Here is a 26557-nt window from a genome sequence, read left to right on the forward strand (position 1 = left end):
ATGTCAGATAATAACATTGCATTTGTGTTTCCTGGTCAGGGTTCACAAACCGTTGGTATGCTTGCCGACTTATACCAAGAATACGATGTCGTTAAGCAAACCTTTGCTAAAGCCAGTGATGCCTTAGGCTATGACCTTTGGGCGTTAGTTGCTGAAGGTCCGGCGGAAGAGTTAAATAAAACACATATCACGCAACCTGCGTTATTAACTGCCAGTATCGCTATTTTTGAGGTGTTGCGTGAAAAAGGCGTGGCCCAGCCTGCTTTAATTGCGGGGCATAGTCTTGGCGAATACTCTGCTTTAGTGGCAGCGCAAGTGATTAAATTTGAAGATGCAGTCAAACTAGTTGAATTACGTGGCCAATTAATGCAAGAAGCCGTTCCTGCTGGAACTGGCGCTATGTATGCCATTATTGGTTTAGCAGATGATAAAGTCAAAGCTGCGTGTGAAGAAGCTGCGCAAGGCGAGGTTGTATCTGCGGTTAACTTTAATTCTCCTGGTCAAGTCGTTATCGCGGGACAAAAAGAAGCGGTAGAACGAGCCGGTGCTTTATGTAAAGAAGCGGGTGCAAAACGCGCATTGCCTTTACCTGTAAGCGTGCCTTCTCATTGTGCTTTAATGAAACCAGCCGCAGATAAACTAGCTGAGAAGTTAGCTGAAATTGAATTTTCTAACCCAAGCTTGTCAGTCATCAATAATGTTGATGTGGCAATCGAAACAGAAGGCGATGCTATTCGTGATGCCTTAGTTCGTCAGCTTTATTGCCCAGTTCGCTGGACAGAAAGTGTTGAGCAACTCGCGGCTCAAGGTATTAGCCAATTAGTTGAAGTGGGCCCAGGTAAAGTATTAGCGGGTTTAACAAAACGTATTAATAAATCATTATCTGCAACATCGGTTAACGATATTGCATCAATCGAATCTTTCATTAGTGAGTAATATCATGTTTGGAAACTTAGAAGGACAAGTCGCTTTAGTCACTGGCGCAAGTCGTGGTATTGGTAAAGAAATCGCACTTAAATTAGTTGCAGCCGGAGCAACAGTGGTTGGCACGGCAACAAGTGACAATGGTGCTGCTGCTATCAGTGATTATTTAGGTGAAAACGGTAAAGGCTTAAAACTGAATGTAACCGATGCTGACAGCATTGCTGAAACATTTGATGCAATTAAAGAAGCTTACGGTGTCGTTGATATTTTAGTTAATAACGCGGGTATTACGCGCGATAACTTAATGATGCGCATGAAGGATGACGAGTGGGATTCAATTATCGACACGAATTTATCTTCTATTTTCCGCATTTCAAAAACTGCTTTACGTCCTATGATGAAAAAGCGCTACGGTCGTATCATCAATATAGGCTCAGTTGTTGGTTCAACGGGGAACCCTGGTCAAGCTAACTATTGTGCGGCGAAAGCTGGTGTTATTGGTTTTTCTAAAGCTTTAGCAAAAGAAGTGGCTTCTCGTGGTATTACAGTTAACACGGTTGCTCCAGGTTTTATCGACACTGATATGACAAAAGCGCTAAATGATGAGCAAAAAGAAGCTATCTTCGGTAATATCCCAGCTGCACGTTTGGGCCAACCAGAAGAGATTGCTTCAGCTGTATTATTCTTAGCGTCAAAAGAAGCTGGTTATATTACAGGTGAAACTATCCATGTAAATGGTGGTATGCACATGGCATAAGGCTATAAAGCCTATGTCCGCACGCACGTAATGGTTATTTATTAACCTACTTTTGCTTAACTGCGTTAAACAGCGCAGTTAATGCTTGAAATGCCGCTAATAAGGGCTATTATGTGCGTAATTTTAATTTGCACACTCAAAACTTGACACTATAAGTGCGTCAAAGATTGTTGAACTGAGCAATAAGAATACAGGTTTGACCAGAAGCAATTTAATAATTTTAACTTGCTACTGATTCAGCCAATCAAATAAACTATCAGCAATTAAAATTGCGTATTTTCTAAGGGAAACCTACTTATGAGTTCTATCGAAGAAAGAGTTAAAAAAATTATCGTTGAGCAATTGGGCGTTAAAGAAGAAGACGTTCGTAACGAAGCATCATTTGTTGACGATTTAGGTGCAGATTCTTTGGATACAGTTGAGCTAGTTATGGCTCTTGAAGAAGAATTCGACACAGAAATCCCTGATGAAGAAGCGGAAAAAATTACTACGGTTCAATCAGCAATTGATTACGTAGACGCGAACAAAGAATAAGATTCTTTATGGGCGGTTCTTCACCGCCCTTTTCATATCCATATAGATAAAGCAAAAACCCATCTGTTTTTCTCCATTCGGAGGCAAGAAAAGTGTCTAAACGTCGTGTAGTCGTCACTGGTCTAGGTATGTTATCGCCTGTTGGTAACTCAGTAGACGAATCATGGAAATCATTATTGGCAGGTCAAAGTGGTATTCAAACCATTGATACTTTTGACGTGTCTAGCTTTGCAACCAAAATCAGCGGTCTAGTAAAAGGTTTTGATATAGAAGAATATCTGCCTAAAAAAGAAGCCAAAAAAATGGATGTTTTCATCCAGTATGGCGTTGCCGCGGGTATGCAGGCGTTTAAAGATTCAGGTATCGAAGTCACCAGCGACAATGCACATCGCATTGGTGCTAGCGTTGGCTCTGGTATTGGTGGTTTAACCTTAATTGAAGAAAACCACAGTAAATTATTAAAAAGCGGCCCGAAACGCATGTCGCCTTTCTTCGTGCCATCGACCATTATTAATATGATCTCAGGTCATTTGTCGATTATGTACAACTTGCAAGGGCCGAATATTGCTATTACAACCGCTTGTACCACAGGTGTTCATTGTATTGGTCATGCTGCGCGTATGATCGCGTATGGTGATGCTGATGCCATGTTAGCAGGTGGTGCAGAAGCCGCTACGACTCCACTTGGTTTAGGTGGTTTTGCTGCTGCTCGTGCACTTTCATCACGAAATGATGATCCAACTCGTGCTAGCCGTCCTTGGGACAAAGACCGTGATGGTTTTGTCATGGGTGATGGTGCGGGTGTTGTTATGCTTGAAGAGTATGAGCATGCCAAGGCACGTGGTGCAAAAATTTATGCTGAGCTAGTTGGCTTTGGTATGAGTGGTGATGCCAATCATATTACGTCTCCGCCGGATGATGGTCGTGGTGCTCAAGCTGCAATGGCTAATGCCATTCGCGATGCAGGTGTTGAACTAGAAGCGATTGATTATATCAATGCCCACGGTACATCAACTCCAGTTGGCGATAAAGCAGAAACAGCGGCTGTGAAAAACTTATTTGGCGATCACGCATACAAGTTAGCGGTTAGCTCGACTAAATCGATGACAGGCCATTTGCTTGGTGCAGCCGGTGCCATTGAAGCGATTATCACGGTTAAAGCAGTACAAGATGGCGCTATTCCGCCAACAATTAACCTAGATAATCCAGATGAGGGCTGTGATTTGGATTATGTGCCGCACGAAGCACGCCAATTAAATATGGAGCTTGCGCTTTGTAATTCATTTGGTTTTGGTGGAACTAACGGTTCACTTCTATTTAAAAAAGTTTAAATCCAAACGCTTTTTAGTATTGTAAAAAAGGTCAGCTATGCTGGCCTTTTTTAATTGTATTATAGTCAAAGTGATCGGGTTTTAGGGGCGGGTTCTAGTTCCAGACGAAACCTAAGTACTTACATCCTGTCAGCTCCAAAAGTTGGGGCTTGTAAGCCAAGTCGAGGGCAAGCGCAGACAATGAACCATAAAATCTGAGCGAGAAGAATATTAGGAGTTATTTTCACTGTTTTGCGTATAATGCACCCAAATTAATTCAAGCTATTGCTTTTTGATGTTCAGACTGATCATCTTTACTAGCGAATAGCTATGATACTTTGGAGCAGACTAAAATGACCAACAATGATATTTTGCGTCGTATTCGCTACACCTTTAATTATAACGACGCCAAAATGGCCAGTATTTTGGAATTGGTTGGTTATAAAGTTGAACCGGCGTTAATTACCCAGTGGTTAAAAAAAGAAGAAGATGAAGCTTATGTGCGGTGTAGCGATCGCGAATTTTCTAACTTTTTAAATGGCTTTATTGTCGAAAAACGCGGTAAACAAGAAGGTAAACCTTTACCTAAAGCGGAAGACCATTTAAACAACAATATCATTCTAAAGAAACTAAAAATCGCGTTAAATTTACAATCAGAAGAACTCATTGCAATGATCTCGCATGGAGACTTTTCCATCAGTAAACATGAATTGAGTGCGCTATTTCGTAACCCGCAACATCATCATTTTCGTGAATGTAAAGACCAGTTGTTACGCAAGTTTTTGAGCGGAATGCAGGTAAAATATCGTGGTGATAGTGAAGTTTCTTCTGCAGGTAATCAATTCTCAAAAGCGCCTAAAAAGCCTTTCAATAAAACGCCCAAAAAGCCAAGTGATAACCCATATGCTAATTGGCAACCTTCTGGTAATGAAACAGTGAAAGTCACGAAAAAGTCGTTTTCTAAGCCAGTTAAAAACAAACCTAAAACCAGAATATCTAAAGATAATTTTAAATGGCCTGACATGAAAAATTAGAAAAATTAGGTCGATTTTTCTATTATTTTATCGTAAGTATAGTCAAAGCGATCAGGTTTTAGTGGCAGGTTTCTGGTTCCAGACGAAACCTAAGTACCTACATCCATGTAGGCAAAGCCGTCAAAGCTACCGCGTCCTGCTCTCGCCCCTTACCTGCATCCATGCAGGCAAGCTTCGAATCCCCATGAGCATATGCTCTATTATGTGATTGGGGTTGCCTAAAGGGATTTAGGTAGTAGGACGACGCAGGAGCCAAAGTCGAGAGTAAGCGCTGACAATGAACCATAAAGCCTGAGCGAGAAGACTATATTAGGTTTAACTTTGTTATTAGAAACACTTTAAATGCGCCTCCATTTTATTTCTGAACGGTCAAAATTGAGTCCTTATAATCGGGCTATACAATTTGGTGACGCACACTTTACAACCATGAAAGTGTGCTCGGGTGAAATTCAGCTATTTTCATATCATCAAGCTCGTCTGCAATTGGCGTCATCGAGGTTGGGTTTTGTCATTGATGAAAGTGAGTGGCAATGGCTTTTTGAGATGCTGTCCTCCCATGCAGAAGGTAAGCAAACGGCGGTTGTGAAAATCATTATTAGCCGTGGCGAAAGCCAACGCGGTTACGCCATACCTGAACCACCTGACTATCAAGCTTTTATCTATACATCGGAATTACCAATTGATTGGCTTGCACAATTACAACAAGGTATCGCGTTAAACATTGCTGATTTTACGTTAGGTCATCAACCTGCTTTAGCCGGATTAAAACATTGTAACCGCCTAGAGCAGGTAATGCTTAAACAAGAATTACAAGCTAAAGGTTGGAGTGATGCCATTGTTTGTGATTTGACTGGAAATGTTATCGAAACTTCGATTGCAAACTTGTTTTTTTATGATGGTCATACTTGGTATACCCCAGAATTAAGTTTGGCTGGTGTGGCTGGGGTATATAGACAATATATACTGCAACAGGCGAAAAAACATAATATCAAAATTGAAGTTTGTGCTATTGCTAGGCAAAACTTAACAAACTTCACCGCGGCTTTTGCCTGCAATGCATTGCAAGGTATTGTGCCTGTGACGCAAATCGCCGAAAATAGCCTATCAGTTGAACCCGTTCATCATTTTAAGCGCACTTTTGAAAATTAAATTATCCACATTTTTAAAACTATTGGCCGCGAGTATTTTTGCTTGTTTAACTGTCGCAAGTGTTTTGGCATTTAAAATTGCTAGCCAATGGCAACAACCTGCGGCTATACATCAGCCGTTATTTACTATTGAATCGGGTTGGTCGTACTACAAATTAATCGAGCAGCTTGAGCATAGCAATATGATTCAAGAGCCGTTTGCATTTAAAATACTCGTTTGGCTAAATCCGCATTTACGTGACATTAAAGCGGGGACTTATCGCTTGCCGGAAAAGGCAACTCAGCGCGAATTAGTTGAAGCTTTAGTATTTGCCAAACCAGCCGAGTTTAAAATCACGTTTATTGAAGGCAGCCGATGGCAAGATTGGTATGCCAAATTACAAGATCACTCATTTATTCAAACCACTTTACAATCATCAAAAGATGAGCAACTTAAACCTTATTATGCAAATGGCCGTATAGAAGGTTTGTTGTTTCCCGATACTTACGTATTTTTTGCTGATACCCCAGATATTAATATTGTTGAGCAAGCATATCGACGTATGCAGTCTGTGATGAATCAAGCCAAGCAAGCGCAACAGAGCCGAGGTAAACATGTTTATCCATTGGATGATTACCAAACGCTAATTTTGGCTTCGATCATCGAAAAAGAAACCAGTATAGTGTCGGAAATGCCTTTGGTTTCATCGGTATTTCATAACCGGTTACACAAAAAAATGCGCCTACAAACCGACCCAACCGTGATTTACGGTTTGGGAGACGAATATCAAGGCGATATTACGCGTGCTCATTTAAAACAAGCGACGCCATACAATACTTATGTGATTAAAGGTTTACCGCCGACTCCCATTGCTATGCCGGGTAAAGCGGCCATCGAAGCTGCGTTTAATCCACAGCAGAGCGAATATTATTATTTTGTGGCTGACGGAAAGGGAGGACATAGTTTCTCTCGAACCCTACGCGAACATAATGCAGCGGTTAAGCGCTATTTAAAACTCAGTAAGTAGTACTGCGATAAATAAGAGACAAATATGCAAGGTCAGTTTATTGTTATTGAAGGTTTGGAAGGTGCAGGAAAATCAACTGCCGTTAACGCCATTCAAACCTGGTTAAGTGAACGTGGTATTGAGTTTATTAATACACGTGAACCAGGGGGCACACCCATGGCGGAAGCGTTGCGTACGCTGGTTAAAAAAGTGCATGAAGAAACGGTTACCGCAGAAGCCGAGCTATTAATAATGTATGCAAGCCGTATTCAATTGATTAAAAATGTCATCGAGCCTGCGTTAGCTCAAGGTAAGTGGGTTATTGGTGATCGCCATGATTTATCGTCACGTGCATATCAGGGTGGTGGCCGTGGGATACCAGACGATTTAATTGAACCTATACGTCACGCCGTGCTTAAAGGGTTTAAACCTGATTTAACTTTATATATGGATATTGACCCAGCGGTTGGCTTAGCCCGAGCGTCAGCCCGTGGCGAACTCGATCGCATTGAGCTGGAACAACGAACGTTTTTTGATAACACGCGTAAAAAATATCAGCAAATTGCCGCTAGTGACGATAGCATAGTAACTATTAATGCTGAACAAAGTATTGAACAAGTCGCGCAAGATATAACGGCAGCACTGAACACCTATTATGGTTAACGAAACTTATCCTTGGTTAGAATCTACTCTGTTGAATATTGGCCAGCAATATCAACAGGGGCGTTTACATCATGGTTTACTGATTGATGCCAATCATGGCATGGGTAAACTGACACTGGTTAAGCAATTAGCTCAACACCTGTTATGTACGGCTGGTCAAGACAGGGCTTGTGGTCAATGTAAATCTTGCCATTTATTTAGCCAAGGCAATCACCCTGATTATTTGTTGATTTCAGATAGAGAGGCAAACTCTGTTGGTGTAGATGCCATTCGTGAATTAGTGGCTAAATCGCAACATAAGTCGCAGTTGGGCGGTAATCAAGTTTTCGTTATTGACCAAAGCCATAAAATGACGGAATCCGCGGCTAATGCATTACTTAAAACGTTAGAAGAGCCAAACTCCCAAACCTACTTATTGCTGACTACGACCTCTGTTAGTCATTTATTACCGACTATTTTGAGCCGTTGCCAAATTTATAAAATCACCGCACCCACTTTGCAAGCTTTACAACCTTGGTTACAAGCCAAGCAAGTTAATATTGATGATTTTGCGATAGCTTATCAAGATATGGGGCAAGCGCCGTTGTGTGCACTCGAGTTATTGGCTGACGATTATATTAGTCAACGCCAAGCGTTTTTAAATGAATTTAAGCAAGTCTTATCCGGTAAAATTTGCGCTATGGAATTTGGTGTTAAAGCTGAAGAAACTTCGTTGAGTTTTTATTATATTTGGATGATGCAAGCATTGAATAAATGGCTGCAAGTGAAAAGTGCACAGCGGCAAAAGGCGGGCTTCAATCATGCTCAGTTATATAAAATTATGGATTTGTACCAAGCCGTGTTGACCAGTCAAAAGCAAAACGGCTTAACTGGTGTCAATAAAAAACTGAACTATCAGCAACTTTGCCATAAAATAGCACAGGTAAATAAGTAAGGTTAAGGTTATGGAAGCTATCCCTCTGGAATTTAGAAGCGTTCAAGATTTATACAAAAGTTATATGGCATTTTTGCCAGAAGGCGGCTTGTTTATTGAAACCAGTCGTCAGTACGAAATGGAATACGAGCTTGAATTAGATGTGTTAGTGCCTAATGCGATTGATAGCTTAAAAGTTACGGGAAAGGTCTGTTGGATTAACCCAGTTAGCGCTTCTAGTGCCACCCCACAAGGTATAGGTGTGGTATTTACCGAAGACAAGCAGCATTTAAAAGATCGCATAGAAACCATGCTCGGCGGTTTATTAAATTCCAGCGAACCGACCTTTACTATGTAACTGAGGTTATTTTTGTATGCCTAAATCAGCAGAGCAATTTGCTGCAGCTACCACATCCTGCGCATATTTAGTTGTTGTAGCTTGGGCTTCGTACCAACAATAGCTGCTGTAAGCGTGCTCTAGAAATTTTGTTTTAGACAAACCTCAGCTAATTATATCCATATAAGCCAGTGCTAAACCTTGGTTGGTTATTCAAATGAAAGGTAAGATTTTTTGTTAGTTGATTCTCACTGTCATTTAGACAGACTAAAGTTAGACGAGTTTGAAAACGGGTTAGATACCGTATTAGCTAATGCTGAACAGCAAGGTGTTGAGCATTTTTTGTGTGTTTGCGTATCGCTGCAAGACTTTAATAAAATGCGTGACGCGGTCGCGGGCTACAACAATGTTTCGATCTCTTGTGGGGTGCACCCATTACACCAAGAAGACGCCGCCTATACTTATGACGATTTAATTGCGTTAGCCGCTGATCCCAGTGTCGTTGCCATAGGTGAAACAGGGTTAGACTTTTATTATTCGCCTGACAGTAAAGCGATCCAAACCGAATCTTTCCGTAAACATGTGCGCGCTGCAGTTGAATTAAATAAACCATTAATCATACATACGCGCGATGCACGGCAACTCACCATTGATATTCTGCGCGAAGAAGGCGCAGAGAAAGTCGGCGGGGTATTGCACTGCTTTACTGAATCGTTGGAAATGGCCCAGCAAGCCATGGAATTGGGCTTTTACATTTCTATTTCAGGCATTGTTACCTTTAAAAACGCTAAAGAGTTACAAGACACGGTACGGCAAATTCCACTCGAGCGTTTGCTAGTTGAAACCGATTCACCTTGGTTAGCGCCTATTCCTTATCGTGGAAAACAAAACCAGCCGGCTTATGTAAAAAATGTCGCGCAATTTGTCGCGGACTTAAAAGGTGTGAGCTTAGAAGAGTTGGCTCAAGTGACGACCCAAAATTATTACGATTTGTTTGCCTTGAGTAAAAAAGTCTAAGCATATTTTAATCATAGTCAAAGCGATCGGCTTTTAGGCAAAGCCGTCAAGCTTAGAGTCCCCATGAGTTTATGCTCTACTAAATGATTGGGGCGAAAAGCGCAGACAATGCCGTCCTAGAAACCGAGCGAGAAGACTATATGCTGCAACCCATTATTGGTTATTACAAGGATGAACAAGGTCATTGGGTTGCAAAATTATCCTGTCATCATAACCAACATGTTCGCCACCAACCGCCTTTTATTAATCGACCTTGGGTAACAACCCCAGAAGGACGAAACAGCAAACTGGGTTTTGAACTTAACTGTGTTAAGTGCGAGCGTAAAGCCCCTAAAGATTTCTGAAATTATCCTCAGTTTTACCAAGATATTGCCATTAAAATATGCTTGGCTAGAAATTTGCTTAGCCAAAATGAAAAAAATTCAATTATTTCGAAAAAAAATCACCCACAAAGCTTGAAAGTCTATTCCTCGACCCTACTTATAAACCAAGAAATTAATCCAGAGTTATTTATTAGTTGAGGGTTTTCCAGCATGGGTAAAATCATCGGTATCGATTTAGGTACAACCAATTCATGTGTTGCTGTTTTAGACGGCGACAAAGCAAAAGTTATTGAAAACGCCGAAGGCGATCGTACTACTCCTTCGATTATCGCTTACACAGCTGAAGGTGAAACATTAGTTGGTCAGCCAGCGAAGCGTCAGGCGATCACTAACCCACAAAATACGTTATTTGCTATTAAGCGTCTTATTGGCCGTCGTTTTGAAGATAAAGAAGTTCAACGCGATGTAGACATCATGCCATTCAAAATTGTTAAAGCTGACAATGGCGATGCATGGGTAGAAGCCAAAGGCGAAAAAATGGCACCACCGCAAATTTCTGCTGAAGTTCTTAAGAAAATGAAGAAAACAGCAGAAGATTACTTAGGTGAAGAAGTGACAGCGGCTGTTATTACAGTTCCGGCTTACTTTAACGATTCACAACGTCAAGCTACTAAAGACGCGGGTCGTATCGCAGGTTTAGAAGTTAAGCGTATTATCAATGAGCCAACTGCTGCTGCCCTTGCTTACGGCATGGATAAAAAGCAAGGTGACAACATTGTTGCAGTATACGACTTAGGTGGTGGTACATTCGATATTTCAATTATTGAAATTGATGAAGTTGAAGGCGAGCACACATTTGAAGTATTAGCGACTAATGGTGACACTCACTTAGGTGGTGAAGACTTTGATAACCGCTTAATCAACTACTTAGTGACTGAATTTAAAAACGAGCAAGGCTTTGATCTTAAAAATGATCCATTAGCAATGCAACGTTTGAAAGAAGCTGCTGAAAAAGCTAAGTGTGAACTATCATCTTCACAACAAACTGAAGTTAACTTACCTTACATCACAGCTGATGCAACAGGTCCTAAGCACTTAAACATTAAAGTAACCCGTGCTAAGTTAGAGTCTTTAGTTGAAGATTTAGTCCAACAATCTCTTGCGCCACTTAAGCAAGCTTTAGCAGATGCAGATTTATCAGTTAGCGACATCAACGACGTTATCTTAGTTGGTGGTCAAACACGTATGCCATTAGTGCAAAAAACCGTGACTGACTTCTTTGGTAAAGAGCCTCGTAAAGACGTTAACCCTGATGAAGCCGTAGCCGCAGGTGCAGCGATTCAAGGTGGTGTATTAGCAGGTGACGTAACGGACGTATTATTACTAGACGTTACACCATTATCACTAGGTATCGAAACCATGGGTGGCGTAATGACACCTGTAATTGAGAAAAACTCGACTATTCCGACTAAGAAGTCACAAACTTTCTCAACAGCTGAAGATAATCAATCAGCGGTAACAGTACACGTTGTACAAGGTGAGCGTAAACAAGCGAGCTTGAACAAATCGTTAGGTCAGTTCAACCTTGAAGGTATTCGCCCAGCAATGCGTGGTACCCCACAAATTGAAGTGACGTTCGATATTGATGCGGATGGTATTTTACACGTATCTGCCAAAGATAAAGATACGGGTACAGAGCAGAAGATCACCATTAAAGCGTCTTCTGGTTTAAGTGATGAAGAAGTCGAAGCAATGGTTCGCGACGCCGAAGCTAACTCTGACGCAGACGCTAAGTTTGAAGAATTAGTTCAAGCGCGTAACCAAGCCGATGGCCTTGTTCATGCAACTAAGAAGCAAATCGAAGAAGCTGGTGATGAGTTAGCGACTAACGATAAAGAAGCGATTGAAACAGCGGTATCTGCGTTAGAAACAGCGATCAAAGGTGACGACAAAGCAGAGATTGAAGCAAAATCTCAAGAGTTGATCACAGCATCGGCTAAATTAATGGAAATCGCTCAAGCGAAAGCACAAGCTCAAGGCGGTCCAGAAGCGACTGACGCCGGTGCACAACAAGCGTCTCCTGCTGATGATGTAGTCGATGCTGAGTTTGAAGAAGTTAATGACGACAAAAAATAAGTCAGACTTTTAAAACGACTAAGGACGGGCGTATTATGCGCCCGTTTTTGTTGTTGCTAAAGGTGAATACCCATACGTTTAAGCCTTTAGCCTTGCGTTTATTTTATTGTAAAAATAAGGCTAAAGGTTTACTGGTTTTTTAGGCAATATGCCAATGGTTGAGTGAAGTAAAAGATTATGTCAAAACGGGATTTATACGAAGTCTTAGGCGTCCAGAAAGGCGCAAGCGAGCGTGAAATTAAAAAGGCCTACAAGCGCCTAGCTATGAAATATCATCCAGACCGTAACCCGGATGAAAGTGCCAAAGAAAAATTTTCTGAGATCCAACAAGCTTACGAAGTCTTAACTGACGACAATATGCGCGCCAGATATGATCAATATGGTCATGCGGGTATTGATCCACAGCAAGGTGGCTTTGGCGGCGGTGGCGGCGCACAAGACTTTGGAGATATTTTTGGTGATGTGTTTGGTGACATTTTTGGTGGCGGCGGTGGTGGCCGTCGTCAGTCGCGAGCGCAACGCGGTGCCGACTTACGTTACAACCTAGAGCTCACATTAGAAGAAGCGGTTAAAGGTAAATCAGTTGAAATTAAAGTGCCGACTTGGGTCGCTTGTGATCCATGTGATGGCAGCGGTGCGAAAAAAGGCACACAAGCGCAAACGTGTCCAACCTGTCATGGCCAAGGTCAAGTACAAATGCGCCAAGGCTTCTTTGCGGTACAGCAAACTTGTCCAACCTGTCATGGTAAAGGCAAAATTATCAAAGATCCGTGTAACGTATGTTCGGGTCAAGGTCGCGTGCAAAAGAGCAAAACCTTGTCTGTTAAAGTACCTGCTGGCGTCGATACAGGTGACCGAATTCGCTTAGCCGGTGAAGGCGAAGCAGGACAACATGGTGCACCAGCTGGTGACTTATATGTACAAGTTTCTGTGCGCGAACACTCAATCTTTGAGCGCGACGACAATAACTTATATTGTGAAGTGCCAATTGGCTTTACAACAGCCGCATTAGGTGGCGAGATTGAAGTTCCGACTTTAGAAGGTAAAGTTAAGTTGAAAATCCCAGCGGAAACGCAAACCGGCCGTATGTTCCGCATGCGTGGTAAAGGGGTTAAGTCAGTGCGCGGTGGCGCTGTCGGGGATTTAATTTGTAAAACAGTTATTGAAACGCCGGTTAACTTAAGCGAAGAACAAAAAGACTTTCTACGTCAATTGGAAGCTTCGACCACCCATAAACATAAACCGAAAGAGCAAGGTTTTTTTGATGGGGTTAAGCGCTTTTTCGATGACTTAACTAGCTAGACCATTGTTAGTCGAGAACAATTTGACTCGTTATTAGATGCTAGAGCCCGCAGTGTTTCGCACTGCGGGTTTTATTTTGCCTGAATTTTATCTTAACCTAGGTGTAATTAACCCTAATTCTGGTACAAAATGATCTTTATCAAATGCGGGTGGGTAAATTACATGATAAATTTACTCAAAATGCCCAAGTGATTGGGTACGCAGCATTTTTACTTATCCACGGAGAATAATTATGAAAACACTTAAAACCTTGGGTGTTGCAACAACTTTATTAATGGGCGCATTATCTGGTCAAGCTATGGCGGCTGACGCTGCTGCTGGTAAAGCTAAAGCCGTTATGTGTGCGGCTTGTCACGGTGCCGACGGCAAAGCGCAAATCCCAACTTACCCAAATCTAGCAGGTCAAAACGAAGCTTATTTAGTTTCAGCCATGAATGCTTATAAAAAAGGTGAGCGCACAGGTGGTCAAGCGGCCATCATGGCTGGCATGGCAGCACCTCTGTCAGATGCTGATATTGCCAATTTAGCGGCTTATTTTGCATCTTTAAAATAAAGCTAGTTATAAATGTATAGTGCGATTAACAGCCATTTTAATCGTACATTTCTAAAAACGTCAGCTAAAGCTGACGTTTTTGACAAAGTCCCCCTCAGCCTAAATCATTTTAAAGAGCCTAATTGACAGTTGAACCGATCTTTCAAGGGCGATCTACGGTTTCTATTTCAGCTTTGTTAAGTAGGTTATTCCCTTTATTAGTTTCAATTGTTTTTTGTTTGGGCTTTATATTATTTTTAAAACCAATGTTATGTCGCAATAGCCATTCATACCCAAATTGTGCTTTAAAATCATAGAGATTTGTGAGGGTGTTATCAGCTCTATATAGCGTATAAACGCGGAGTGTTTTTCTTGCGCGAGCAACTAATGTGGCTGATGCTTTGTAGTAAACGTTGTTTGCTGCGGCTATTTTGAATTCTACTAATTAACAACGTTGGTTTTGCCGTGTTTTTTTGCTGGTATCAAGTTAGTTTGTTGCCCTGAGTATTTTACTTTTGCATTGTAACCGGTTACATTGTTTGTTTTTACGTAAAGGAAAGGATATGAAAATTAATAAGGGTCTATTTAACATCAATGTTATTTGTCTTGGAATATTGATCGTAGTTTTCTCTATGACTCAGGTGCAAGCGAGTAAAGCACCTGAATTGGCCAATTCACCACCTATGGGGTGGAACAGCTGGAATCACTTTGCATGTGATATTGATGAAAAACTTATTAAAGAAACAGCTGATGCAATGGTTGAATCAGGTTTAAGGGATGCTGGTTATCAATACGTTAATATGGATGATTGCTGGCACGGGGAGCGAGATGTTAATGGCTTCATTCAGCCTGATGAAAAGCGTTTTCCATCAGGAATGAAAGACTTAGCAGATTATGTTCATGCTAGAGGGCTTAAGTTTGGCATATATTCAGATGCAGGTTTGAAAACGTGTGCTGGACGTCCAGGTAGTCAGGGTTACGAATATCAAGACGCATTGCAATATGCTCGTTGGGGCGTAGATTATTTAAAGTATGATTGGTGTAATACAGGAGAAGGCGCCGCGCAGCGTAACCCAATTGAAGCTTACACAACCATGAGTCGCGCATTGATGGATTCAGGTCGGCCAATATTACTTTCTATCTGTGAGTGGGGGGACAGTAAACCATGGCTATGGGCAAAAAACGTCGGGCACATGTGGCGAACAACTGGAGACATTATAAATTGCTGGGATTGTGAAGTCGGCCACGGTACTTGGGCATCAAAAGGTATATTACCTATTTTGGATCAGCAAGATGCACTGCGCTCTTATGCTGGCAAAAATGCTTGGAATGATCCTGATATGATGGAGGTTGGAAACTTACCTACGTTGGGTGAAAATCGCGCTCATTTTGCAATGTGGGCTATGTTAGCAGCGCCATTAATTATTGGTACTGATGTTCGTCAACTAGACCAGCCTATCTTGGATATATTGCTCAATCGCGAAATCATTGCGATTAACCAAGATCCGTTAGCTATTCAAGGCTTTCGCTATTACCAAGATGAGAAGCTAGAAATATGGCTAAAATTGTTAACTGGAGGTGACTTTGCACTCGCTTTTTTAAACAGAAGTCAGCAAGGCGTAGAACATACGCTAAAATTTGATTTACTCGATCTAGAGGATAGCCTCCATCATTGGCGCTCCAAATTTGCTGAAAATCACTACACTATTGTAGATTTATGGAATGGTGAAAATAGCAGGGATACTAGAAGTGCATTAACAGTTCAAATTGCCCCGCGAGACGTTCAAATATATAGATTCAATAAGGTTAAATAAGCTTGATTTTAAGTCACAAAACAATAGTTTATTGTTTTGTGACTTAACCTTTTCTTTGGCAAAAATTTCTATCCAGAAATAAAAAAGAACTATTGTTGTGTATTACAACTTGTTTAATTTCGTGTGCAGCAATTGATGTTGGGTTGCTTCGCCACAATCGACTAAATACCAATTTTTACCTTGGCTTTCGATTAGGGCAATAGCACTGACATTGCGTCTTTTAGTAGGGGTGCCAGACGAGGTGCCTAAAAATAAAAATTCCATGTTGTTAATTTAATTCTTAATAAATATGCGGTTTATTGTGGGTCAAAAAATGTGTATTCATAGGAAATATACAAATGCTGTGGCGAATGGCCTCTATAGCGCTCTGGTAAAGCATTACGATCTGATTGCTTAGTCGCTTTAAAATGGACTGGAAGGTTATTTTTATCTTCTAACCATTTTAGTCGGTAGTTAGCATCAAGGCTTGCACAAATATCGACTATGGGTGCGGTATGTGGCGTTTTATAGCTGACTTTTGTCGATAGTTGCTTATCAAATCTAGCTTGCATTCTTGGTAAATATTGGCTGTATTCAGGCTCTTTGAAAAAATCTAACGGGCGCAAGTCTAATTCGCCCGTCTGCTTATTTTTCCAACCAGAGGTAACAAGCTGATTTTGTTCATCGTAAACATATACGGGTGTTGAACCTGTTCTGCCAATACCACTTTCTACAATATTACCTCGTTTATCAAAACCATAAATGTAAGTAACACAAGGAAAATATTCTGGTGGTTCTTTGCCTTTCTCGTACCTAGAGACTTTTATAAAAAGGGACTTAATTTTATGGTCGGTAAGAGTCTCTCGATCAAAATGCTCCATCCCCAGAGCTAAGCTATAACCGCTTGTTGCGAGTAAAACCAAATGTAATTAAAGTTAGCATAATAACTTCCTTATTTATAAATCAAGCAAAGTTACCACGCTAATTTCTGCTTAATAAATTTCGTTAGTTTATCGGCATTGCGTTGGTGCTGATGCACTCTTGGGTGAGCTTTGTAACCCGTAAATTCGAAAAAGAGCGTATTAATATCTGCAGTGTTATCTTGCTGTTTTATTCTTTTAACCGCTGTTTTAACTAATCCTGGCCATTTAGAATTCGACTTAGTGATATCCATACTACCTAGCGCGCAAATAACGGGTTTATTGGGGTATTTACTGCGAATAGTATTCACAAATTTGATATAGGCTTGAATAATATTTTCATCATTAGGAATAGGGGAAATGCGCTTGGGATCGTGTACCAACCAACTGTCATTTTGAAATAGGTTAATCACGACTATATCCGGTGTCCACTGTTTAAAATCCCATTTTGAATCATTATTACCCGCGCCATTTACCTGGTCGTAATACTCAGGCATAGTGAAATCAAACCAACTGGCCATTATGCCAATACCACTTAGCGAGATAGTATGGTGTTCGGCGTTTAAATTTCTGGCGGTGATGGATGCATAAGATAGGTAATTGTTCTTTTCCGACAGTTGTTTATCGCCAGCGTTATCCGCTGCTTCGTTGCCCATGCCGCTAGTAATCGAATCACCAAAAAAGGCAATTCTGCGATTAGGACGAGCAGGCGCAGGCAACAGTTTTGCGTTGTCACTTAGCTCTAACCCTAAAAAGCGACTATAACCTTCATGGCCTTCAGTACGCTTATAAATCTCTACAGTGTGGATCCCGTCTTTAAGATGATGGGCTACAGGGTAGGTGTGTAAACCTTGTTTAGCTTGAATAACGTATGGGAATTGATCGTTACCATTAATAATGACATTAAAGAAGTTTTCACCTCGTTGGTCATCTAATCTGATGTTTAGTTTATTGCCAGTAAATTTCGCTTTAATCGAGGTACCAGCAAAACTAATTAGCGGTTGCTTGGCTTGGGTAAAATCGATGCGCCCTGTGTATTGAAAGTGGTTGTTATCGGCTTCAAAAAATTGTGCCGCGCAGCTGAAAACGCTTACCGCAAGCATACATAAGCCAAATACGATTTTGTTAGCGAGTTTTAATTTAGCGCTTAGTGTCATTGTTATTTTTCTCTGTCGTCTACAAGTCCTAAGTGGTTTTGTGACAATTTTATTTTATGAATTAGGTAATAGTGTTGTGTTAAGCAGGGGCAGATTGAACAAATATAAAGTCGAAGTCAAACAAATATCTAATGGTTAAGATTTAGCAGCTTTGACTGATTAGAGTTTGATGGATTTAAGTTTGAGTAAAAATAAAAAAAGCCTTAACTCGTTTGAATTAAGGCTTTACAGGACAACACAAGGAGTTTTAATTACTGTAAATTACATTTTAACTTGAACGCCCAAAGTTAAACGGCGCTCTGCGTATACCTGACCATCGATATTAGATTCCCACTGATGGTAGTTTTCTTGATGCTCTTCGGTTAAGTTAGTACCTTGCAAAGATAAGGTAACTAAGTCAGATACCTCATAACTAACAGACGCATCTATATATGTAGTAGGGGCAGTAAAGTAAGCAAACTTATAAGCACCATCGTTTTTCAATGTTTGGAACATTTTGCTACGCTTATTTTGAGCAATACGGGCTTGTAAGCCATCTTTTTCATACCAAATAGCGATGTTACTTTGAGTTTTAGACTGGCCGACACTTGGTAATTTTTGACCATAGTAGTCAGTTAAATCACTTTCGCCAGGCGAATAAGTGTAGTTGGCGGTTATGCCGAAACCACTCCAAATGCCAGGTAAAAAGTCAAAACCTTGTTGATAACCCATTTCAATACCCGTATCTGACCAGTCGCCTTTAGCTGGTACATTAACTTTCGCTTGAATAGGTACAACGCCAGTATAGGTGCCAGTTTCTATATCAAAACCACGCACAACACCGTCACTATCTGGAATGTTATCAAGCATTAAGGTTACATCGACTTCTTTAACATTACCTTTGTTTCTAAATGCGCCAACATTAAACATACCTGACTCGCTGAAATACCACTCAAACGATAGCTCCATATTGTCATTTTGTTGTGGCTCTAGGTAAGGGTTACCAAATAGAGTACCGCTGGTAGCACAGAACACAGTCTCGCCAGTGTCGGTGGTTTGCTCACAGGTTTTAGTACGGTTAACGTTTAAGCCGCCACCAATGTTATCCGTGTCGTGGGTTGAGATTGTTTCGGTATATGAGAAACGCAACACCATATCTGGATTTAGGTTTAAGGCTAAGTTAAGTGCAGGCAACGCATTGTTATATTTATTAACCGTTCTTAAGGTATTACCCACTGGTTTTTGCATACCAGGGCCAAGCAAGAAGTCTTGACCATTAAAGTTAGCCACAGTTCCTTGTAGGGCTTCACTCTGTGTAACGTCAAACTCAGTCTCAACATAGCGTAAACCAAAATTACCAATTAACAGCATACCTGCTATGTCGGTTTCTATGTTTAATTGCGCGTAAGCCGAAGTCACGGTTTCTATTACTTCATAAACGTTGGCCGCATCTGGTGTTAAAACATGAGTGCCATATATTTCATTGTGCCAAGCGATAGGATCTTTCATGACTTCTGGGTCAACGAAATATAAAGTTCCTAAACCGGTTGTACCATGGAAATCATCAATGGCTTTGATCATGCCTTTTTCATTTAATTCGGTAAATGAAATTGGCGCAATGTAAGACTCAACGGTTTCAGGCGCGTCTGTTGCAGTATCTTTCCAACGGGCTAAGAATGCATCACCATATTGGTTAGTGCGGGCAACACCGCCGTACCAGCCTTGTTTGCTAACGGTGCGTTCTGCTGAACGAGCACCAAATTCAATTGAGGTAAAACTATCTAAAACAGGGATACTTAAATCTAATTCGTATTTACCGTCTAGTCGAATAACATCAAGATCGGCATTGGTATAAATACCGTACAAGTTACTTGATTTAGCACTGTAACGATTTAAGTTGCTACCAAATGCTTCAGTAGTGCCATCGTCCAACATCATATCTGGAAATGCCCAGTGTTGTTTGCCACCTGAATAAGCAATGCCTACTGGAATTTGTGTGTAAGCCCCCTCTACTACTGTGCCGTCTGGTAGGTAAGCTTCAGTTCCTTGATAACCCCAAGGGTTAACGTGGCTAATGAAGGTTTTACCCGGACCATGGTATGTATCACCGATTGATGAACCATCTGTTACGAATGAATCGACAACACTGTTGGTCTCATCTGCAGCCGCTTCACCATGAACCCAACGTAAGGTTAATGACAAAGAGTCGCCAACGTAATCAAGCTGTAAGTTTGAGTTAAAGGCTTCTTTTTCGTCTGCGCGAGTAAAAGATTGAGCTTTAACAACACGTGCTTGATACAAAGCTGACTGTAAAGTGTAAAACTCACCTTCGTTTAACACAGGCTCACCGTCTACATGGGTGACATTGTGATAACCCGTAGCCTCTAGTGGAGTAAACCAGCCTGTTTCACTTGACCAAGCTTGGCTTGCAGTAATGGCATTGGCCATCGCATATTCATCTAACTTGGTGTAGAACATTTCTGCGGTGAGTTGTAGCTCATCAGTAATTTGATATTGCAATGATGAGTTGATACCAGTGCGGTCACGCTCAATAAAGCGGTTAGCAGCTTGATGACCTTGGAATGAATAAAATACATCGTTGGTATCGCCGTCACCACTTACATCAATATCGTCTTGCACAAAGTTGTTAGCTTCGGTTGCCATAAAAGACCAACCGCCGTAACGACCTGGTTCACCACCTTGTGAGCCGTTAGTGTAGTCAGCTAAGTAGCTTTCTGATTTGGCGATATTTAACGTAAAGCCAAGGCGCGTATCTAGGTTATAACCCACAAAAGCAGAAACCGACGGGTCAACTTCGCCACCCAAAGAGCCACGAGTCGCTTCGACTTTACCGAGCGCTGTCCAACCTTCATCTAAGCTAAGCGGGCGAGTGGTTTGTAAATCAATCGTACCTGCCAGGCCGCTAACAAGATGTTTAGCCTGCGTTGACTTTAATACGTCAATACCCGAAACCATAGTCGAAGGAATATCGGCAAAATCGGCTTCTAGCTTGGTGATAGCACCCGCGGTGATCATTTGCTCGCCGTTTAATGTAGTCGTTACATTCTCATTACCACGAATATTAACTTTAGTACCTTCACCGCCTTCACGAGTGATTTGGATACCGGTAATACGTTGTAAAGAATCAGCGATAGTCGCATCCGGTAATTTACCGATATCAACTGCGGTAATTGAATCAGACACGTTGCCAGAAAAACGCTTTTTATTCATGGATTCAATTAAAGAACCACGAATACCTGTGACTTCTATTGTTTCTATTTTTTCTTCTTCAGCAAACGCTGGCAATGAGCCCACAGATAAGCTAGCAAGAACACTAGCGGTTAAAATATTAAATTTAAATTTGTTTGTATTGGAAGACATATTCATTCCTATTTTCATCAGTTTAATGGTGCGAGATGAGTGGGGCAGGATGCATATGGCCCCACTTTCGAGTCATTTGTTTTGGTTTTTATTTGAACTCAACTTTATCGATATAGAATTGAGCAGGCGTTGTGCTATTGTCTGGGCTCATAAACCGGACGCCAAAGCCACTTAGCTCGCTTAATCCTGATACGTCGATTGATAGTTCAACACCACCGTCAACTACATCTACCGCACCACTGTCTGACCATGTACCGTCTTGATCTTTGACGAATAACATAGCTTGAAGTGATGAACCGGCATCTTTCGCGCTAGCGGTAATATGTAAGGTTGTTACATCGCCAAGCAAAAGTCCGTCTACTGGATACGTTTGCAGAACCACGTTATCGTCGCCATCTGCTAATTGCACGACACCAGATAATGAGTTTGCACCGTCGGCAACCCAATCTTGCGCCAATTGAATACCTGATACAGGTGACCAGTTATTTTGGAACTCCCATTTTCCTGTTCCTTCAAAGTCAAACAACACTGCGTCGTCTAAACGAACATTGTCTAAATAGAACATCGCGTCAGTCGCTGTCGCATCAAAGTTTTCAATTTGTAAGCCAAAGCCGCTTACGTTGTCGATATCAGACACATCAACAGCTAGCTCTAAACCGCCTGCAACCAAGGCGGTAGCGCCAGCATCACGCCAAACACCAGCGCCATCTTTTGCCCACAACTTAATAGTTGTTGCATCACCAGCGTTGACCGCGTTGGCACTGACTTTCAACATATTCACGCCAGTAACATCAATCCCACCTTCAGGGTAAGTTTGCATAATGACGCCATTGGCACCCGCTTCAGCGGAAAGGTCTTTAACATAGGTAAGTGCTTGTACACCACTGGTAGCCCAGCCGTTAGTTACGGTAATACCAGGTTTAGTGCTCCAGTTGATCTGTCCTTCAAAGCCTGATGTTTGTGGCTCGAAATCATGGATCAGGGTGTCGTCTAAGCGAACATTGTCTAAGTAGAACTTAGCATCGGTTGCTGCAGTATCAAAACCTTCAATCTGTAACCCAAAGCCGCTTACGTTGTCGATATCCGAAACATCAATCGCTAGGTCTAAACCACCTGCAACTAAGGCAGTTGCGCCAGCATCACGCCATACGCCTGAACCATCTTTAGCCCATAATTTGATAGTGACAGAGTCACCAACATTCATGGCATTGGCATTTAGGCTTAGGGTATTAACACTAGAAACGTCTATACCACCAGCAGGATAGGTTTGCATGATTACGCCGTTAGCACCTGCTTCAGCACTTAGATCTTTACTGTAAGTTAATGAATAAGCACCACTTGCGGCCCAATCACTCATGACTGACAAACCAGGTGAAGGACTCCAATTGATTTGCCCTTCAAAACCAGCCGAGCTGATCTCAAAGTTATCAAAGATACCCGCTTCTGTTTTAGCGCGTCCGCCCGGAATGTCGGCTAAGTTAATAACACCGTCTTGTGCATAGAAGGTATCCACATCAGTTGAATTGGCACCTTGAGGACCAATCACTGAGCTTGAATCCCAAACTTCAGAATTCCAAGTGATAAAGAAAGACCACCAAGCATTGGCACCATGCATGGTTTCAACATTTGGAATGGTACCTGTTTCAGTTAAGGCAATAAGTTTTTGACCGTCGTGGCGATCTTTTAGGGTTGCGTACTCTTGAGAGAAGGTCGCACTGCTGTCGTTTCTTGGATCGGCATAGCCGTCAAAACCAACAATATCGACGTAATCATCACCAGGGTACCAATCTTCTGGCAATCCATGTGTATGGGTAAATACCCAAATCAAATTGTCTAGGCCATGGTGAGTCGTCATACGGTCGTACATTAACACCCAAAGATCTTTAAGCGCGTCTGCACCGTGGTTACCCCACCAGAACCAACCACCTGACGCTTCGTGCAATGGACGCCATAATACAGGCACATCGGCATCTTCTAGTTTTTGCAATTCTGCTGCAATGATGTCAATGTCGGCAATCAGTTCTGCATATTCTGCACTGTTAGTATCGGCTAAGGCTGCGGCCAAATCGAAGTTAGTACCATTGCTGTAGAACGAGCCTTCTGATCCGGTATTACCACTTGGCGCGCGCCAGTGCCATAAGGCAGAAATCACGATATTTTTGGCTTCGTGCTCGGCAATGATTGATTCGGTTAAGCCGTCAAAGTTGTTACCTGAGTGTGACGACGAATAATTCATATAGTCAAAAGCAACAATAGCAGGCGCATCGTCTCCAGTTGCTGCCGTGATCTTGTTGAATTCGGTCAATGGGAAGCTATCACCGTCTTTGCGTGGGAATTCTGTTTGACCAGAAAGTGTCGCAGAACCGTAGTTTTCAACTAAGAAACTCATCAAATCTTTTGCAGACTGAGTCGCGTTGTCATTAACTAGCTGATCGACGACAGGTACCGGGCCAGCAGGGGCTTCAGCAGTTACCATTGCTATTGAATCTAAGCGGTAGTAATCCCAGCCGCCACCGACTTCGATGATGTTGTCACCGGCATTTAGTTTATATACACCATAGCGATATTCGGCAAATGAGCCTGTCGCTGGAATAAATACTTCGGTAGACAGACCGTTAACTGTAATTACAGCGCCTTTGCCATCACCGTAACCAGACGCTGGTATAGCGAACGTACCATATAAAGTTACAAAGGTATCTGAAGGCACATTAACCGTAAATGTCACACTAGTGCCAGGGATGAAATCACTTGTATGAGAACCGACACCACCAGGTAAGAAATTCGCATCACCGTCACTTACAATAGTAGGCCCGGTTGAAACACCTTCGGTTTCAACTTCTAAAACAATCTTGGAAGATTCATCAAAAACGGTGATTGTTATTTCATCAAGGACTGGATTACCGTTTTCATCTAATTCAGGGTTGCCGTCACCATCGAGCACACTTAATTGAAAGGTAAATGTTTCCGTACCAGAAACGGCTGGAGCGGTAAAAGTTAATTCTTGTTGGTCTAAACCAGTTAACCCATCTAATGGAGTACCGCTCGTTTGGGTCCATACAACAGTTTGGTCAGTTACAGGGCCAAGTAACCGAGAGGTCAAGGTTACTTCTGTATTTGGTGGTACTTCTGTTTTATCTTCTTCAACACCGGCTACCACCGCGACTGGTCTTTCTTCTGGTGTATATTCAACCGTATCTGTATTTAGTGTTTTTTCTTCTACTGGACCACAGCCTGCTAATACAGCTGAAATAGTGGCAGCTAGAAGAAGAGAACCTGCCGATTTGAGTTTACATGGAATATTCACGGCTTATACCTCGCTATCGTTTGCACGTTGGCTAATGAATTCCTGCAAAGCAGGATAGACGACAGCACTTGTCGGAATACTCAATCGTGTAGACCTTGTCATTTTTCACCTCATTGTATGGCAAATGTCAGTTCCGGTGTGTGTTTGGATGGTTGACACTTTTGCGTTTAATGCTTTAACTGATAAATGCCAGTTCTAATTGTAGACCTTGGACATCTATCAGTAGAAATTAATACTTTAGTAACAAAACCTCTCTCGTTACGTAACCGGTTACATTGTTGTTTTGTTTAAAAGAAACCGGTTACATAAATTTAGAGTAAATTTTTATTTAATGCAACGATAATTTAACAAAAAATGAACTAATTTTTTTTTATATATAAAGAAAAAGTGGAATGGAATATTTACATTTAATTTTAAATGTTTGAAATATATATAAATTATTTTTTCACCGATAAATTAATAGTGATGTATTTTGTTAAAAAGACATTCGATTACAGCATTTTGTAAAAGATCATTTTTCAAATACTTTTTATTAGGCAGCGCGTGTCCACGAAACATCTAAACGTCGTAGCAAAATAATTTAACTTTTGTCATTCACTAAGTCTTTATTCCAATTATTTCGTAACTACTCAGCGAATATAATTTTACGCGCCATAGTGTCGCTAGTTACTCTCGTCTTTGCCGTGCCTACATTCATGTAGGCCTGTCTCTTGATCACAAGTTTCAGAAGCGCTCTGTTAGGTCAATGGGTCGAAATCTTATCACCGTGGCGTAGGAAAATACCCTCGTCATCCTCGCGCCAGCGGGGAACCAGCGACTTTTGTTGGATAAACATAGCCTAGTTTAAGCAAAAGACACTGGGTTCCTGTCTGCCTGCGTGGATGCAGGTACTTAGCGCTAGCAGGACGCGGTAGCTGTACCTACGCAGGAAAGACGGTACTTTTTTAACCGTTATGTACTATCTGCTAATCCGTATTTTTCATCGACTTTTGGTTGTTTAAGTTAATTTATGTTTGTGTAGAAGAGACAGACTTACATCCATGTAAGCACCAAAAGTAGGGGCTTGTAAGCCAAGTCGAGAGTAAGCACTGACAATGAACCATAAGGCCTGAGCGAGAAGACTATATTTAGCAAGTGAAGTGCAGAATGCTCATATTCCACAATGTGCCAATGAATGTAAGTTGTTTTTGTCTAAAATCTGTTTTGTTGTTTATCGCTAAATATTGGTCATTCATCTAATAACGTCAATATCTTGTTTAACCGGTTACATAAATATGAAACCATTAAACCACTTAAATTTAACGTATTGTTAAAGTTTGTTACGTTGAAAGTGGAGCTTCACTAATATTATTTAACGAAATAAGCGAATAGCAATAATGTTTATTTAAGGTGAAAACATATGGAACGGACGAATATTCAAAAATATGTAACCGGTTTCTAAATTAAACACACAAAATTAACTGAAGGAAACAATAATGAAAAAAACTATACTCGCTTTAGCATTAAGCGGACTGGTATCAAGCACCTCATTTGCCGGTAATACACTAACTACAATGGCTTCAACAGGGTCGTATGGTTATTCTTTGCATAATAGCTGTAGTTGGATCGTAGATCATTCAGGTTCAAGTGGATTGTATAAGCATTTGACTTGTAATGATGTCAATGTTGCTTTTTACGCGCAAACGACAAATGGGTGTACATTACAGCTAGCTAACCCAACGTTTAATTATACAATGACAGGCAGTGGTTGTTTTAATTACAGGATCAGCAAAGTTGAAGTAAGTTCAACACCGCCGGCTCAACCTGTTTGGGTCGCTGATGCGCATTCAACAAGCAGTAGTTGTAGTTGGGTAACCGAGTATTCCGGTTCTTCTGGCGTATATAAGCACTTGAAATGTGGTAATAAGCAAGTTGCTCGTCTTGACCAAAGCACAACGAGTTGTAGCTCTTACGTAACTGATTCCGATTATTATATGGATAAATCGTCTTGCTGGAACTTTGATATTTATAAAAAATAATGCTGATGTTTTAGCTAATTACGCCGTACTATTTTAGTGTGGCGTATATCCAATTTTTCTATAGATGTTAACCCAATTCATTAATTTGT

General features: G+C 41.3%; 22 protein-coding genes. 17 read left to right on the plus strand and 5 right to left on the minus strand.

Translation table 11 applies throughout. The features are described 5' to 3' along the window. The 16 genes from fabD to C2869_RS05770 all read left to right on the plus strand — a co-directional run bounded on the left by fabD (nt 1) and on the right by C2869_RS05770 (nt 15730). Entirely contained in the window at nt 1-936 is a 936-nt protein-coding gene (gene fabD, locus C2869_RS05695) for an ACP S-malonyltransferase (protein WP_108602037.1), read from the plus strand. A gap of 4 nt (nt 937-940) precedes the next feature. After that, nucleotides 941-1681 carry a 3-oxoacyl-ACP reductase FabG gene (fabG, locus tag C2869_RS05700; protein ID WP_108604975.1) on the plus strand — a complete coding sequence of 247 codons (741 nt, stop codon included), beginning with the start codon at nt 941-943 and terminating at the stop codon, nt 1679-1681. 297 nt (nt 1682-1978) lie between these two features. Further along, a complete protein-coding gene (acpP, locus tag C2869_RS05705; RefSeq protein WP_108602038.1) occupies nt 1979-2215 on the plus strand; it encodes an acyl carrier protein in 237 nt (78 codons plus the stop codon). Between the two features lie 92 nt (nt 2216-2307). Beyond that, on the plus strand, nt 2308-3546 hold the full coding sequence (gene fabF / locus C2869_RS05710) for a beta-ketoacyl-ACP synthase II (protein ID WP_108602039.1): 1239 nt from the start codon (nt 2308-2310) through the stop codon (nt 3544-3546). A gap of 332 nt (nt 3547-3878) precedes the next feature. Continuing rightward, on the plus strand, nt 3879-4559 hold the full coding sequence (locus C2869_RS05715; protein ID WP_108602040.1) for a YehS family protein: 681 nt from the start codon (nt 3879-3881) through the stop codon (nt 4557-4559). Between the two features lie 375 nt (nt 4560-4934). Next, on the plus strand, nt 4935-5708 hold the full coding sequence (gene pabC / locus C2869_RS05720; RefSeq protein ID WP_159084054.1) for an aminodeoxychorismate lyase: 774 nt from the start codon (nt 4935-4937) through the stop codon (nt 5706-5708). Beyond that, nucleotides 5698-6714: an endolytic transglycosylase MltG gene (gene mltG, locus C2869_RS05725; protein ID WP_159084055.1), complete on the plus strand. Its 1017-nt coding sequence runs from the start codon at nt 5698-5700 to the stop codon at nt 6712-6714. The genes pabC and mltG overlap by 11 nt, the downstream gene beginning before the upstream one ends. A 24-nt stretch (nt 6715-6738) precedes the next feature. After that, nucleotides 6739-7356, plus strand: a complete 618-nt coding sequence (gene tmk, locus C2869_RS05730) for a dTMP kinase (RefSeq protein WP_108602043.1) — start codon at nt 6739-6741, stop codon at nt 7354-7356. Further along, nucleotides 7349-8290: a DNA polymerase III subunit delta' gene (holB, locus tag C2869_RS05735; RefSeq protein ID WP_108602044.1), complete on the plus strand. Its 942-nt coding sequence runs from the start codon at nt 7349-7351 to the stop codon at nt 8288-8290. The genes tmk and holB overlap by 8 nt, the downstream gene beginning before the upstream one ends. Nucleotides 8291-8300: 10 nt before the next feature. Next, nucleotides 8301-8627, plus strand: a complete 327-nt coding sequence (locus C2869_RS05740) for a PilZ domain-containing protein (protein WP_108602045.1) — start codon at nt 8301-8303, stop codon at nt 8625-8627. A 213-nt stretch (nt 8628-8840) separates the two neighbouring features. Further along, nucleotides 8841-9623: a TatD family hydrolase gene (locus tag C2869_RS05745; protein WP_108602046.1), complete on the plus strand. Its 783-nt coding sequence runs from the start codon at nt 8841-8843 to the stop codon at nt 9621-9623. 83 nt (nt 9624-9706) lie between these two features. Beyond that, on the plus strand, nt 9707-9967 hold the full coding sequence (locus C2869_RS05750; RefSeq protein WP_329604291.1) for a DUF3565 domain-containing protein: 261 nt from the start codon (nt 9707-9709) through the stop codon (nt 9965-9967). 189 nt (nt 9968-10156) lie between these two features. Then, nucleotides 10157-12082: a molecular chaperone DnaK gene (gene dnaK, locus C2869_RS05755; RefSeq protein ID WP_108602047.1), complete on the plus strand. Its 1926-nt coding sequence runs from the start codon at nt 10157-10159 to the stop codon at nt 12080-12082. Between the two features lie 177 nt (nt 12083-12259). Continuing rightward, nucleotides 12260-13384 (plus strand): molecular chaperone DnaJ, encoded by a 1125-nt coding sequence (dnaJ, locus tag C2869_RS05760; RefSeq protein WP_108602048.1) that lies wholly within the window; start codon nt 12260-12262, stop codon nt 13382-13384. Between the two features lie 232 nt (nt 13385-13616). Then, a complete protein-coding gene (locus tag C2869_RS05765) occupies nt 13617-13937 on the plus strand; it encodes a c-type cytochrome (RefSeq protein WP_108602049.1) in 321 nt (106 codons plus the stop codon). A gap of 542 nt (nt 13938-14479) precedes the next feature. After that, nucleotides 14480-15730: a glycoside hydrolase family 27 protein gene (locus C2869_RS05770; protein ID WP_108602050.1), complete on the plus strand. Its 1251-nt coding sequence runs from the start codon at nt 14480-14482 to the stop codon at nt 15728-15730. A 102-nt stretch (nt 15731-15832) separates the two neighbouring features. On the opposite strand, the gene C2869_RS05775 is transcribed toward C2869_RS05770, so the two are convergent. From C2869_RS05775 to C2869_RS05795, 5 genes are all read right to left on the minus strand, one after another. Then, nucleotides 15833-15994 carry a hypothetical protein gene (locus C2869_RS05775; protein ID WP_329604292.1) on the minus strand — a complete coding sequence of 54 codons (162 nt, stop codon included), beginning with the start codon at nt 15992-15994 and terminating at the stop codon, nt 15833-15835. A gap of 32 nt (nt 15995-16026) precedes the next feature. Then, complete coding sequence (locus C2869_RS05780; RefSeq protein WP_108602051.1) at nt 16027-16590, minus strand: hypothetical protein; 564 nt, start codon at nt 16588-16590, stop codon at nt 16027-16029. Nucleotides 16591-16682: 92 nt separating this feature from the next. Next, nucleotides 16683-17786 carry an SGNH/GDSL hydrolase family protein gene (locus C2869_RS05785; protein ID WP_108602052.1) on the minus strand — a complete coding sequence of 368 codons (1104 nt, stop codon included), beginning with the start codon at nt 17784-17786 and terminating at the stop codon, nt 16683-16685. A gap of 261 nt (nt 17787-18047) precedes the next feature. After that, on the minus strand, nt 18048-21146 hold the full coding sequence (locus C2869_RS05790; RefSeq protein ID WP_159084056.1) for a TonB-dependent receptor: 3099 nt from the start codon (nt 21144-21146) through the stop codon (nt 18048-18050). Nucleotides 21147-21234: 88 nt separating this feature from the next. Next, a complete protein-coding gene (locus tag C2869_RS05795; RefSeq protein WP_228710775.1) occupies nt 21235-24450 on the minus strand; it encodes a glycosyl hydrolase in 3216 nt (1071 codons plus the stop codon). 1475 nt (nt 24451-25925) lie between these two features. Between C2869_RS05795 and C2869_RS05800 the strand changes: the two genes are divergently transcribed. Then, entirely contained in the window at nt 25926-26468 is a 543-nt protein-coding gene (locus C2869_RS05800; protein ID WP_108602054.1) for a hypothetical protein, read from the plus strand. Nucleotides 26469-26557 lie beyond the last annotated feature (89 nt).

The organism is Saccharobesus litoralis, from assembly GCF_003063625.1.
GTDB classification, from domain to species: domain Bacteria; phylum Pseudomonadota; class Gammaproteobacteria; order Enterobacterales; family Alteromonadaceae; genus Saccharobesus; species Saccharobesus litoralis.